Source organism: Cohnella sp. SGD-V74 (genome assembly GCF_003001675.1).
Classification (GTDB): Bacteria; Bacillota; Bacilli; order Paenibacillales; family Paenibacillaceae; genus Cohnella.
The window spans coordinates 138684-153045 of the sequence record NZ_PVYW01000002.1 but is presented as its reverse complement, the minus strand read 5'-3'; the positions used below and the strand labels follow the sequence as shown (position 1 = coordinate 153045).

Sequence of the window (14362 nt, the reverse complement as noted above, 5' to 3'; positions counted from 1 at the left end):
AACGAGAGCGGCAGGGGGAGTAGGGTAGCCAACATCCTTACTCCCCTTTCCCGTTCCGTCAAACGGTCAAGAAACGCAACATGAAGGAGGGACCGAAGTTGAGAAAGTCGGCATACGCCGCGTTCGACAAGCAGGAATCCCGCGCTGCGCTGCTCTTTATCGCGCCCGCGTTCGTTCTGCTGGCCGTGTTCATATTTTATCCGATGTTCCGCGCGCTGCTGATCAGCTTCCAGAACTTTAACCTGATTTCCGCGCAAGCTTCGTTCGCTGGCTTCGCCAATTACGGCAAGCTGCTGCAGGACGAAGCGTTCGGCGCGAGCCTGTGGCATTCGTTTTATTTCACCATAATCGTGCTGCCGGTGCAGACGGCGATCTCTCTGGGGCTCGCGCTGCTCGTGCAGAAGAAATTTCGGGGAGTCGGCTTTTTCCGCACCGTTTATTTTCTGCCTGTCGTCGTCTCCTTCGCGATCGCATCCACGGTGTTCCGTCTCATCTACAACAAGGATTACGGCATGCTGAACATCATCCTGAAAGGGATCGGTCTGCCGGCGCTCGACTTCCTGTCCAATCCGGACATCTCGATGCTGGGCATCATCGCGCTCTGCATCTGGCGGGCGATGGGCTTCGTCATGGTCATTTTCCTGGCGGGACTGAACAATATCCCCGAGTCGCTGTACGAGGCGGCGCATGTGGACGGGGCGGGCGCTTGGCAAAGATTTTTCCTCATTACGCTGCCGCTTCTCAAGCGAACGATGGCGTTTGTCGTCATCATCACGACGATGGACGCGCTGAAAATTTTCATCCCGATCTACATTACGACAAGCGGAGGGCCGGCGGGATCGACGAGCACGGTCGTGCACTTCATCTACGAGACGGCGTTTAAGCAGATGAATATGGGCTACGCCGCCGCGGCCGCGTTCCTGTTCTTCTTTCTCGTCCTGATCGTCTCCATCGTGCAGCTGCGGCTGTTCCGCACGGACGTCGAGTATTGACGCCGCAATTCGATTAGCAAGGAGGGTTACCCGTATGAAAAATACCGCGTTCGTCTTCCTGAGGCTGACAGCGATGGCCGCAATCGCGCTCGTCTCCGTATTCCCGATTTACTGGATGGTCATGAGCTCCTTCCGCACCCATGAGGAAATTTTCAAATACGCGACGCTGAGCCCCGAGCTGTTCCTCCCGGTCAAATGGACGCTGCAAAATTACCGCGACATTTTCCTGGACCCGAGCAAGCCGTTCGGACGGTACATGCTGAATACGCTGCTGGTCGCCGTCGTCGTCACGACGCTGGGACTGATCGTGAACGCGCTGTCGGCTTTCGCCTTCGCGAAGCTGAGATTTCCCTTCAAGAGACTGCTGCTGACGATCTTCCTGTCTTCTCTCGTCATTCCTTACGAGGTCATTATGGTTCCGCAATATTTGCTGATGCGTGATTTCGGCTGGATCAATTCGTACTCGGCGCTCATCGTGCCTCAGATCGTATGGGTGTTCGGCATCTTCATGCTGATCCAGTTTTTCTCCGACGTTCCGCGGGACATTCTCGAAGCGGCCCGAATCGACGGCTCCGGGTGGACCCGGATTTTCGCTAAAATTGTACTGCCGACAGCCGTTCCGGCGCTCATTACGCTGGGACTCATGACGTTCCTGAACCAATGGGATTCGTTCCTCTGGCCGCTGGTCGTCATTAATGAAGAAAAGAAGCAGGTGATCCAGGTCGCGATCTCCTCGTTCCAGTCGCTGCGCAACATCTCTTGGGGCAAAATTTTGGCGGCGACGTCGATCAGTTCCGTGCCGATCTTGGTCGTGTTCCTGTTCCTGCAAAAATATTACGTGCAAGGCATTACGATGTCCGGAGTGAAGGGGTGAAGGCGATGCTGCCGTTAGGGTTGGGCGAGAAAATCGGGCTTCTCTGGCACGATGGCGGACGATGGCGCGAGATCGCGCCGAGCGTCGCGCGGTACGAGGAGAACGGCGCGTTCTGGACCGCGGACGCCGGCGGAGCGGAGATCGAAGTCGAGCTGGCTTGGGAAAAAGGGGAGGGGACAGCTTCGATCGGGCGGAGAGCGGCCTCGGTACAGGTGACGGTCCTGCCGCCGGCTGGCGGAGAGGGGACGCTAAAGTTCTCCGGGGCGCAGGTGTATCTCATCAACGAATCCGGCCTGAAGTGCGTCTGGAAGCCGCATTTGTCGCCGCTCGAAGGCATGACAATCGGGGATAAGGCGTTTCGCTCCCCGGCCATCGTATTCGAGGATGAGCGGACGATGGCGGCGCTTGTTCCCGATCTGGCATCGATCGCGTGCGGGCGGGACGTGCCGCACGTGATGGACTACACCGTACAGGATCGCCGGTTGACGTACGGGCTGTGCGAGTACGAGGAGACGGGGCATGTCTACCACGAGCTGAAGCCGAGAGAAGTCGAGCGGTCCGAGCCCCTTCGCTTCCGGTTCTATTTGGCGGAATGGGAGAAAACGGCCGGGCAGCGGAAGCGGGACTTGCGCGCGGTCGAGCGGTTTCTGTGGGAGAGATTCGGGTGCGGGAACATGCCGGTATCGACGGCGCCGAATGCGGTTCGACCGTCTGTCGGCGCGGCAAGCGGATTGGCGCTCGACGGACCGGAGGGCTCGGGAACTCATGACGTCCGGAGGATTCTCGTGGCTGCAGAAAGCGGATTGGCGCTCGACGGACCGGAGGGCGCAAGGGGCGGAGATGAGCCTGTAGGTGCGGGAGGTACAGGTGAGGCCGAGAGTGCGGAAGCTCAGCAAGGCAGCTCCGTCTTGGCAGAGTTCCCGGATGCGAGCTTGCTGCGTTCGTTGGAGCCTTATGTGGATTACGCCTATGGCTGGGCATTGGACCGGTGGAAGGACGTCGTCTGGCAGCAGTTCCGAATGCCGGACGGCACCGAGGTCGGAGGCGTCGTCTTCATCGTTTGCGCCCGGCAGAAGCCTGGATTCGGATATGAAGAGGAATGGCGTGAGCCGAAGAGCCTGTGGAACCAGGCCTGGTTCTGCAGCTTGAGGTCGGCCTACGGCTACGCGCTTCGAGGCAAGGAGATGGGGCGCGCGGACTGGACGGAGAAAGCCGAGCTCGCGCTTAACTTCGCGCTGTCGGCCCCCCAGACGGACGGTTTGTTTCCGGGCTATTATCAGGCTGGTGAGGACGGGCGCTGGGAATCCGGACGTTGGTACATGTCGGGGCCGCGCCGCCCCGCCGGACACGAGGAGCACGTCCATCTGCTCGACGCCTCGTGGACGTGCTGGTGGCTGCTCAAATGGTATCGCGACATTCGCGCGGACGAACGGATATTGCCGTTCGTCATCCGCTACGCGGAACGGCTTCTGAAGCTGCAAAGGGACGACGGGGGATTTCCCGCCTGGGTTCGCGCGGACGGCTCGGGCACGTCTCCGTTTCTGATCGAAAGCCCGGAGACTTCCGCGCACGTCATGCTGCTCGGATTGCTGAATCGGCTGCGACCGGACAAAAGGTACGCCGCCTCCGCCCTTCGCGCGGCCGGCTTCGTCGCGGAGAGCATCATGCCGGAGGGGCGCTGGGAAGATTTCGAGACGTACTGGTCCTGTTCGAAGCAGTGGGAGGGCAAGCAATTCGGTGAGAAGGACGCCCGGAGCGGCTTGTATAATCAGTGCAATTTCGGCATCTATTGGACGGCTGAAGCGATGAAGGAAGCTTACGTCTTAAGCGGGGACGCCGAATGGCTAGATCTCGGAGAGCAGGCGCTGGCGGAGGCTTCGCTGTACCAGCAAATTTGGCAGGCACCGTTTTTCCCCGTGCCGACGGTCGGGGGCTTCGGCGTTATGACCAGCGACGATGAATGGAACGATGCGCGGCAGAGTCTGTTCGCGCTGACGTATTTGGACTACTACCGGCTGACCGGCAACGAGAGCTACTGGGCTCGCGCCGAATGGGCGCTGAGAGCTTCGTTCTATATGATGTACTGTCCCGAGAACGCGGGGGTGAGAGCGATCTACGAGCGGGTCCACCCGCATTTCGACGAACGGGACTACGGATTCCACATGGAAAACTTCAACCACCACGACGGCACACCCGTCGACGGACTCGGGGAATTCACGATTTTCGACTGGGGCTGCGGGGCCGCGGCGGCTTCCCTGGCGGAATTCAAGCGTGGGTAAAAAAAGGAGGCTAGCGGCAACGGGCCGCTAGCCTCAAGTTTTATATTTCAAAGGGGGGTCATGTGTTTATATTAACCTCCGAATATGAAGGGCAGATGAAAGGAACATTACGTTCTCGTTACAAAGTGTTAGAGTTAGATTTGTTGGAAAATTAGATCCGGTTGGCTCTGCGCAGCAATCGTTCGATAATGGCGGCTGCTTCGGCTCTCGTGAGAAGACCCTTAGGCGCGAGCTTGGTCGTGGAACGGCCTTGCGAGATTCCTGCCGAGACAACATCCGCAATCGATTCGCGCGCCAAATCTGACACCTGATCTGCGTCTTCGAAACGTTCGAGGCTCTTGTCCGCTGCAGCGCCGGATGAAGCTCCTACGAGCTTCATGGCCTTGGCGACGATAACCATCATTTGCTCCCGCGTGATCCGCTCTCCGGGATGGAACGTTCCGCCCCCGGTGATCAGCCCATAGGATACCGCGGCTTGAATATCGCCGTAGTGGGCATTAGTCGGCGCGACGTCCTGGAAAGCGGCCTGTTTGGAAACGTCAGGCTTCAAACCGAGCGCTCGAGCGACGATCGAGGCGAACTGAGCCCGCGTCACATAGGCGTTCGGAGCGAACGTATCGGAGTCTGTGCCTGTCAGGATCAGACGAGAGCCCATCTCGTTGACCTCATCTTTGGACCAGTGGTTCTCGACGTCGGCAAACGAAACTTCGTTCGCGACGAGCGCGTACACGCTGTTCGTCAAGCTGAAGACGGAGGCGTAGGACCGTCCGTCGATTTGGACGATTTTCGTCGGTACGTGCCGAACGCTTCCATCCGGTTCGATTACGACTCCGGTGGCGATCCGGGAAGGCGCTGCGCCTGCCGGAACGACGATCCTGCGTTCCACGTAATCCGCGAAACGATCGATCGGGTACGTCTTGCCGTCGAACGAAGCGGCTACGTTAAACTCGATTGCAGGGACGACGATTTCGAAAAGCCCCTTTTTCGCCGCATCGTCCGCCAGCTTGATCATTTGCGCCGAAGGTTTGGATACGGAGATCAGCAGCTTGACGTTTTCCGGCAATGCTCCGGTTTCGAACGAACCCGCGATGGCGCTCCAATCGATTAAGTCGGCCGGAATTGCGTAAGTGGCGCTGTCCGTTCGGATTTCCAGAATCGCCCCCCGTTCCGCGAGCATGCCGAGCATGCGTCCGTTCAGCTCCGCAACGAAAGAATCGGCTTCGACGTTCGAGTAGATCAACACGATTGCGCCGCGTCCTTCCGTCGCGAGCTTGGCTTCAAGCGCCGCTTCGTCGATGCGCACGGTAGCAATCGTACGGTCGCCTTGGCGAGTAGACTCGATGGTTCCGATGCTTTGCGGTACTCCGTTCACCCATACGACGGCAGACAAATCGGGTTTGTCGCTGCCGGTGGAAGAGGAGGAGGACGAGGAACCGCTTGACCCTCCGCCCGATCGGGACGGCTGCGCGCTTGCCTGAATGGAGGCACGGCCTTCTCCGTCCGCATTCGTCGCTTTCACGACGAAGTAGTACGTTGTGCCGTTCGTCAGTCCGATAGCATCATACGCGTATTCGGAGCCCGTTACGGAGGCAATCAAACTGCCCTCCGACCCGACGGTCGTGCTTCGGTAGACGTTGTAGCCCGTCGCTCCGGGCACCGGACCCCATGTCAGCCGTACCCGTCCGTCTCCTGCCGTCGCTGCGACGTTCGTCGGAGCGCCAGGGCGCACTTGCAGCGTCGCGGCGTTCGACGTTGCCGGAGGAGCGATCGTTCCGTTCACGACGACCCGGTATTGGTTGCCGCTCATAGCCGGGGTTACATCGTCGAGTGTAAGCGTTGCGCTCGTTCCGCTTGGAATATTCGCGAAGCCCGAGCCATCGTCGACCTGCCACTGGTAGCTCAAGCCCGTTCCGGTCGCGGACACGGAGAACGTCGCATCTTCGCCCGCGTATACCGTTGCGTCTTCGGGATGAGTTCCGATGACCGGAGCTCCCTGGACTTCGAAGAAGAGGTCGAATTCTAGGTTGCCATGGTCGGTAGTAATTCGTACGGTGTCGGAATAAGTGCCGACCGGCAAGTGTTCTTTTTGACGTACCGGGAAATTGATCGCCATGGCACTGTCGCTCAGAATAGTCGGATCAGTGGCATGAAGCGTTCCGACATAAAATGCGCTGGCGCTGCCTCCCAGCAATTCGATTGACTGGACATGAATATCGCCCGTTCCCGTTCGAATCAGGTTTTTGGGAACTGCCGTCGTATGATCCGAGATGTAACCGAGCCCGCTTGTCGGGAACGTCACGTCTCCGGGCGGAGTTAGCTCGAACGAAAATGTGGGTGTTGCGGTTACTTCGAAGCTTAAGTCAATTGTTTCGGTGACGCCTCGGTCGGCGGAAAGCGTTAATGTGCCTGTATGGATTCCGGGAGCCAGACCTGCGACTGGCCGAACACTCAGAGTCGTAGAATTTCCGGGAGCGTTGAGCGCTACGCCTGGCGAGGCGGCAATTTCAAAATCGGGGCTGCTGAGCGTAGGAACTAAGCCCGTGATCGGTCCCGTTCCGTTGTTTGTTACCGTCACTGTCGTAGCGGCAAAAGCTGAATAGCCGACATTCCTGTGATAGAATTCGATTTCGTCTACCGAAGCAGCGACCGAGTAAGTGAATCCGTCATCTTCTCCTCCGGCGACGATTGTGTGGTAGCCGCCGGCATCGATCAAGGAGCCTTTAGCAGTCCATACAATTCCTAATGGAAGATTAGTGCCTGTAATAGCCGATCCTCTGCCCAGTTGCCCCTCCGCTCCGGCGCCGAACGCGTATACGTCGCCTTCGTCCGTGAGCACGACGGAGTGCGATGTCCCTGTCGAAATCGCCACAATGTCAAAGGCCGCCAAAGCGTCGATTTTTTTCGGAACGGGCTGTTCATCGTTAGTGCCATGTCCAAGCTGGCCGACGAATTCGTTCCCGAATGAATAGACGTCTCCGTTCGCGGTTAGAGCGAGCGAGTGAGAGTTCCCGGCGGAAACCGCCGTCACATGCTCCGACGCCAAACCGGGGATCGGAGTCGGAAACAATACGTTCGACGTCGAATTGAGCCCAAGCCGATTAAGAGCCCCGTGTCCGAACGCGTACACGCTGCCCGTTACGCTAACGGCGAGCGAGTGGTAGATGCCCGCGGATATGGCGGAAACGGCAGGGAGGGCGTCGATTTGCTTCGGCATTAATTGATTGGCCATATCATTATGGCCAAGACGCCCGCTGTTGCCAGCGCCGAACGAATACACGCTTCCGTCGTTTGTCAGTACGAGCGAGTGCGCATCCCCGGCGGAAATCGCGATTGCCTGCTTTCCGGTCAAGTCGCCGCCTATTTTCACGGGAGCGAGCACATTCGTGGAGGTTCCCGTCCCAAGACGACCGGTGCCGCCTGCCCCGAAGGCGTACACATCCCCACCCGCTGACAGTACGAGCGAGTGCGAGGTGCCTGCCGCCACCGCCGTTGCGACGATGTTGTTATGGAAAAGCGGGATGAGCGTCGGCACAGTTTTGTCCGACTCATCCCCGTGTCCGAGTCGTCCGAAAGCACCGTTACCGAACGAATAGACGTCGCCGTCCGCAGTCAGTACGAGCGTGTGCTCCGCACCTGCGGATACGGCCTTGATATTCAAGCCCGAGAGTTCGGAGATCGCTGCCGGGGCGAGCCGGTTTGCAGAATCCCCTTGTCCGAGCCGTCCGAATTCTCCTTTTCCAAACGAATAAACATTCTTCGTCACGGCCGCGCTGGCGGTCGGATCCCCAGGCAATTGCCCCAACATTAGACTCAATACAAGAGTAATAGACAATATCCATTTCATAGCTTTCGATTCCATCGCTTTCAAACCTCATCCCTGCCTCTTATGTACGATTTTTTTGAATCTCAAGCTTTAATTATCTGACATTAATTGTGACTAATGTCATCATACCATGTAACTATGGAAGCGAAGTAGAGAGTGCGACAAAAAATACTAATTTTTTCTTTGGGAGATTCCTATTTCTTTGATCTTGTCGAACGGTCTGGTACGATGGATGATATAAGGAAGGAAGCGCGGAATTCCGCTCGGAGGGAAAGCCATGACCAAGATCAGCATCGTCATCGCCGACGATCAGATGTTGACGCTGGAAGGATTGCACCTGATTTTGGATTTGGAAAATGATATAGAGGTTGTGGGACTGGCAAGAAACGGAGAGGAGGCGTGCGAACTCGCGGAGAGCTTGCAGCCGACGCTCGTGCTTCTCGATATCCAAATGCCGGTTATGAACGGGCTTGACGCCTTAAAGAGGATCAAAGCGAATTGTCCGAATACGCGGATTTTGATTTTGACGACGTTCATCGAGACGGATTATATCGTCGAAGGAATGGCTAACGGGGCAAGCGGCTACATGCTTAAAGATATGGATGCCGACAAGATGATCGCTTCCATTCGCGACACGGCCAGAGGGCAGTTCGTTCTGCCGTCCGCCGTCGCCGCCAAGCTGGCGGAACGAATGAGCCGGATGGCGGGAGGCAGGGAGCGAGGAATCGGAGATTTCCCCTTCAAGCTGTCGGAACGGGAAGATGAGATTGCCAGATTGCTGATGAAGGGACTGAACAATCGCGAGATCGCAGAATCTCTGTTCATCGCGGAAGGCACCGTTAGAAATTACGTTAGCGCGCTGTACGGCAAATTGGACGTCGTCGATCGGGCACAAGCGGTCGTGAAGCTTCGGACGTTCGCAGATGCGTTCGAGTAGTGCGATGCAGCCGCAAGGCTTATAGAAGTGAACGCGAGATTGCGTGAGAGATGGGAGGGCGACATGACAGAGGACCTCATCGCTAATGCCAGAGCGCGCGAAGGCTGGCTTAAGCTGCAAGGATATTCGACGGTGGAAAGGCTTGCCGGCCTGGAGGACTGCGACTTTTATCGGCTGCGCAGCTTGGAGAACGGTTTCAGCGTCATCGCCAAGACGACGCGATCGGCTCATCCCGACCGGAAGACGGTCGAAACCGTTCGGGAAGAATACGAGAAGTTCCGGAGTATGGACGGAAAAGGAGCATTGGCGGTTCTGGAGCTTACGGAGGCCGAGGACCGACCTGTTATCCTTTTTAAGGATATGGGCGGCAATCTGATGGAAGCTTATCTCCCCAGGCGTGGTCGTTCGTTGTCGCTCACGAATCTCGTGCGTGTAGCCGTCTCCTCGGCGGACAGCCTGATGCGTCTGCACCGGGAGGAGCTCGTCTTGCTCGCGGTCTCACCGTCGCGTCTCTGGGTAAACCCGGAGACGGGCGAGGCGAGATTCGCCGATCTCCGCAACAGCACAACCGATCCGGAGCGGGACGCGCTCGCGGAGTTCGACGGGTATCCCCGCTCGCTGCAACCGTACTTGTCCCCGGAGCAGACGGGGCGAACGGGCAACCGTCCCGATTACCGCTCTGATTTTTACGCGCTGGGGGTGACGCTTTACGAGTGGTTGTCGGGTGTTCTGCCCTTCGAACGGGGGGAGGAGCGCGACCTGTTTTATCGCCACCTCGCAATCGTTCCGAGACCGCTTGGCCTTGAAAATCCGGATATTCCGGACACGCTCTCGCGCATCGTCGGCAAGTGTTTGGAGAAATCCCCCGAATCCCGGTACATGAGCGCGTACGGGCTTAAGTTGGACTTGGAGAAGCTTCTGTCCTCGCTCGAATCGACCGGGGAAGCCCCGCTTTTCGAACTGGGGGAACATGACGTTCCCCGGCGGTTTCGTTTCCCGCGAGCGCTGTACGGCCGTCATGAAGAACGCCGGCTGCTGGTAGAGGCGTTGGAGCGGGCGAAAGCCGGAGCCGTGGAAACGGTGGAGATTCAGGGAGGCGGAGGAGTCGGAAAAACGTTTCTCGTAGAGGAGACATTGAGAGAAACGGATATTGGCGAAGGCGGCATCGCGGCTGGGAGATTCGACTCTAGGAGCGAAGCGGCTCCTTATGCAGCTTGGATTCAGATAATCGAATCGCTGACGGATCGGCTGCTGGCGATAAGCAAGCTGGAGATCGAAGTGTGGAAGCTCAGGATGCTCAATGCGCTCGAAGGCCAGGGGCGATTGCTCGTCGAACGGGTTCCCCGGTTGGAATTGCTGATCGGTCCGCAACCGGAAATGCCCGCTCTGCCGCCTGCCGAAGCCAAGCGCCGATTTCACAAGGCGTTGGCGCGGTTTTTTCACGTTTTCTCGTGGAGAGACCGGCCTCTTGTCTTGTTTCTGGACGATCTGCACCGAGCGGACGAAGCGTCGCTCAGCTTCCTCTATGATTTTCTGGAAGACGGGGACACGAAGCAGACGCTTCTCGTTCTAGCTTATCGCGACGACGAGCCCGATGGGGACAAGAAACTTCGGCATCTGAGAGAGCGGCTCTCCGGGAGAGGGACGGGCTGCACGCGATTGCGGCTTGCGCCGCTGATTGAAAACGAAGTCGAAAAGCTGCTGCAAGAGGCGCTGCGAGGAGAGCCGGAGCGCAATCGGGAGCTGGCGGCTTTGCTGCACCGCAAGACGTACGGCAATCCGCTTTTTCTCAAGCAATTGCTGAAGGACTTGCTGGAGTCGCGGGTTGTAACGTTCGACGAAGACGCCGGAAGATGGACGTGGGACGAGAAGGCCGTAGCCAAAGTGGGCATAGCGGAGGATGCGGCGGCCTACTTGTCGGAGAAGCTGAGCCACATGCCAGAGGCGTTGGCGCATATGTTGAGCCGGGCCGCGATGCTGGGCAGTTCATTCGAAGCGGTACGCTTAAAGCCGCTTGTCGGCCTCGACGAGGAGCGGCTGTCCGAAGCGCTCGAAACCGCCGTCCGCGAAGGGTTGATCCAGGAGGACGGCCGCCACGCCGGAGCCTATCGGTTTCGGCATGACCGCATTCAGCAAGCCGCCTACGAACGCGTACCGGAAGAAGACAGAATCGACCTGCATGATCTCATCGGCAAGGAAAGATGGAATCCTTTGGCGGAGGAGACGGACGACTTCGATGTTTTCGAGGCGGCGTACCATCTGAATCAGGCTGCCGCCAAATTCGCGAACGAGAGAGAGAGGCGCGAGCTTGCGCGGCTAAATATGCTCGCGGGATCGAAGGCGAAACGGTCCACCGGCTACGAGGCCGCGCTTGGCTATTTCGCGAGGGCGACGGACTTGCTCGCGAACGCCCCGTGGGACGAGGAGCACGAAACGTTGTTTCTGGCTCACCGGGAGCGGGCGGAGCTGGAATATCTATGCTTGCGGCTTGATGAGGCGAGGGCGAGATTGGGATTCCTGCTGGGCAAAGCCAGAACGAAGCAGGATCAAGCCGTCGTTTTCAACTTGATGATGCAGCTTGAGATCGGCGCGGATAACCGGGATGAAGTGATCGCGCTGGCCCGGAAGACGCTGGCGCTTCTGGACGTTGACATGCCCGTTCGCTTCAGCCGCGTTCGGCTGCTCAGGCAAACGCTGCGGGTCGCGTTAAAGCTGCGCAGGCATACCGGCAAGTCAATCGCCAATCTGCCTCCCATGACGGACGAGACAAGCAGGATCGTCATGAAGACGCTCGACGCGGGAACTAGCGCGTTATTTCTCAAAGACAAGAACGGCTGGCTGGCTTATACGCTGACAATGGTCGAGCTGACCCTGGAGCGCGGGCTGGCTCCGGAGTCGTGCATCGGATTTGTCGGATACGCGCTTTTCCAATATTACGTCTTCCAACGCATGGGAGAAGCGTATCGTTGGGGAATGCTGGCCGTGGAGCTGGCCGGACCGCATCCGCTGCTTCGCATAAGGACGTTGAGCGCGTTTCAGCTCTGTATCGACAGTTGGAGCCAGCACGATCGCGGAGTGCTGAGCCTTTTTTCCGAATCCGCCGGAAGAGCGGGACTCGAGTCGGGAGATGTTTGGCAAGGCCATCAGAGCGTGCTGATCGACTGTGCAACCCGTTTCCATCTCGGATACCCGATCTCCGACATCTACGAGCGTTTGGTTGCGCACGGCGGGGAGTTCAGGCGGCACAGTCAGGACGTATTATGGAAGCAGTTGACTTTGCTTGCGGCGACGCTCACGAAGCTATCGGGGTATCGGGCGCCGGGAGATCCTTATCCGATCGAGGAGGTGGAGAAAGAGGACTTCGCCGCTTCCGTTCACGACGATTCGGGCGGTGCGTTGGCGAGCTTTTCGGATACCTGCAAGGTGGTTTGCGCGTATATCTTCGAACGGTATGAGGAAGCGAACGAAGTTCTGGAGAAGGTGCAAGCGACCGGTTTGGTCTCAAGCGAGAGCGAACCCGAGGATACCGTAAGAGCGCTGTACGAAGCGCTCGTCTGGCTGCGGCTCTATTGGACGCTGCCTGCCGGGAAACGCGGCGAACGCTGGGCGGAAATACGCAAACGCAGAAATTTGCTGCGCAAGCACGCGAAGCTTTGTCCGGTTAACTACGCGCATAAGCTGCTATTGATCGAGGCGGAGATGGCCGGAGCGAAGGGAAGAGGCCGCAAAGCCGAGGAGCTGTACGAGAAGTCGATCGAGGCCGCCAGGCGCAACGGGCATATTCACGATCTGGCGATCGCCGCCGAATGCTGCGGTCAATGTATGCTGCGGCTGGGCAAGCCGAATCGGGCCAAGGTATATTTGACGGAAGCGTATGAGGCCTATCGGCGGTGGGGGGCGCTTGCTAAAGCCGAGCAGATGGAGCGCAAATATGCGGACTTGCTCAAGCCCGCGCCGGATATGCTCCTCGGTCGCCTCGATTATTTGTCCGTGGTGGAGTCGATACAGGCGATTTCGGGAGAAATGGAAATGGATCGTCTGCTGGACAGGTTGATGAAAATATTGCTGCACAATTCGGGAGCCGAATTCGGGGCGCTTCTCTCGGAATACGACGGCCGATGGGTGGTCGAAGCTTACGGAACGCTTGAGAAGCTGTCGATCGCGCCAGTCCCGATCGATTCGATTCCCGCCGAGCAGTTCGACGCGATGCCTGGGCCCGTAGTCGGATACGCGGTACGCACGGGAGAGACGATTCTTCTTCACGACGCGGCCGGCGAAGGCATGTTCGCCCGGACGCCTTATATTCGGGATAACGGGGTCAAATCGGTATTGTGCCTGCCGATCTGGCATCAAAACCAAATGATCAGCCTGCTCTATCTGGAAAACAAGCTGTCGTCCAACGTATTCACGCCGCAGCGGCTGGAGTTGGTCAAACTGCTGGCTTCGCAGTGCGCGATCTCGATCGCCAACGCCAAGCTTTATGCCGGGATACGGGAGCTGCGAAGCGGCTTGGAGAATCAGGTGGAGGAACGAACGCGCAGTCTCGAGCGGGCCATGCTGGAAACGTCGGCCGCATTGGCCGAAGCCTCGGTGTACGAGGAGAGGAACCGAATCGCCCAGGAAATTCACGACATCGTCGGACATACGCTCACTTCGACGGTCATTCAGATCGAAGCGGGCAAAAGGATTATGTTCAAGGATGCGCAGGAAGCGGCCAATCGGCTTAAAAAAGCGCAGGAGCTGGTCCGGCACAGTCTGAATGAAATCAGAGGCTCCGTACATATGCTCAAGCAGGACAAGTACGGGGATTTGAGCGCGCTGCTCAAGCAATTGATAGAGGATACCGAGCGCAACGCCGGCGTTGCGGTTCGGGCGGAGATCGGTCCGTTGCCGGAGCTTCCTCCGGGACACCGCAAAACGATCTACCATGCCCTGCAGGAAGGTTTGACGAACGGCATTAAACACGGGGACGGCCCAAGCTTCCGTTTCGACTTGCGCGTCATCGGACAGACCGTGCTGTTCCGGCTGGAAAACGACGGAAAAGGGGCGGAACAAGTCGTTCCGGGCTTTGGCTTGAAGACGATGAGAGACCGGGTCGGGCAGCTTGGCGGCAGGTTGACCGTCGAGACTCGCCGCGAGGGCGGATTCGGCCTGATGATTGAATTGCCATACCCGGAAAAGAGGTCGGCGCAGATTAAAGAGTAGCGCGGGGATTGGACCGCAAAAAAAGGAGGCTAGCGGCAACGGGCCGCTAGCCTCAAGTTTTATATTTCAAAGGGGGGTCATGTATACATCTTAACCGGGGAACATGAAGGGGACATGAAAGAAACATTACGTTCTCGTTACAAAGCCAGAGGGGCTTTTGTACAAATCATGACTGGTATGATAGTATTATTGTTAGTGATACGTATAATTATATGTATAATAATAAGCTTATAGATTCATAATATATAGGGA

General features: G+C 57.9%; 6 protein-coding genes. 5 read left to right on the top strand and 1 reads right to left on the bottom strand.

Going from position 1 to position 14362, the window contains the following annotated elements:
* Positions 1 to 98: 98 nt before the first annotated feature.
* The 3 genes from B0G52_RS03360 to B0G52_RS03350 are packed head-to-tail and all read left to right on the top strand — an operon-like array spanning position 99 to position 4145.
* On the top strand, positions 99 to 992 hold the full coding sequence (locus B0G52_RS03360) for a carbohydrate ABC transporter permease (protein WP_233162325.1): 894 nt from the start codon (positions 99 to 101) through the stop codon (positions 990 to 992).
* 34 nt (positions 993 to 1026) lie between these two features.
* Positions 1027 to 1866, top strand: coding sequence for a carbohydrate ABC transporter permease (locus B0G52_RS03355; protein ID WP_094042111.1), 840 nt, complete (start codon positions 1027 to 1029; stop codon positions 1864 to 1866).
* Complete coding sequence (locus tag B0G52_RS03350; RefSeq protein WP_094042110.1) at positions 1863 to 4145, top strand: hypothetical protein; 2283 nt, start codon at positions 1863 to 1865, stop codon at positions 4143 to 4145. The genes B0G52_RS03355 and B0G52_RS03350 overlap by 4 nt, the downstream gene beginning before the upstream one ends.
* Positions 4146 to 4296: 151 nt before the next feature.
* On the opposite strand, the gene B0G52_RS03345 is transcribed toward B0G52_RS03350, so the two are convergent.
* Positions 4297 to 8004 carry an RCC1 domain-containing protein gene (locus tag B0G52_RS03345; protein ID WP_143762508.1) on the bottom strand — a complete coding sequence of 1236 codons (3708 nt, stop codon included), beginning with the start codon at positions 8002 to 8004 and terminating at the stop codon, positions 4297 to 4299.
* Between the two features lie 241 nt (positions 8005 to 8245).
* Here B0G52_RS03345 and B0G52_RS03340 point away from each other — a divergent pair, with 241 nt between their 5' ends.
* Positions 8246 to 8905, top strand: a complete 660-nt coding sequence (locus tag B0G52_RS03340; protein ID WP_094042108.1) for a response regulator — start codon at positions 8246 to 8248, stop codon at positions 8903 to 8905.
* Positions 8906 to 8968: 63 nt separating this feature from the next.
* Positions 8969 to 14110 (top strand): AAA family ATPase, encoded by a 5142-nt coding sequence (locus B0G52_RS03335; RefSeq protein ID WP_094042107.1) that lies wholly within the window; start codon positions 8969 to 8971, stop codon positions 14108 to 14110.
* Positions 14111 to 14362: the final 252 nt, after the last annotated feature.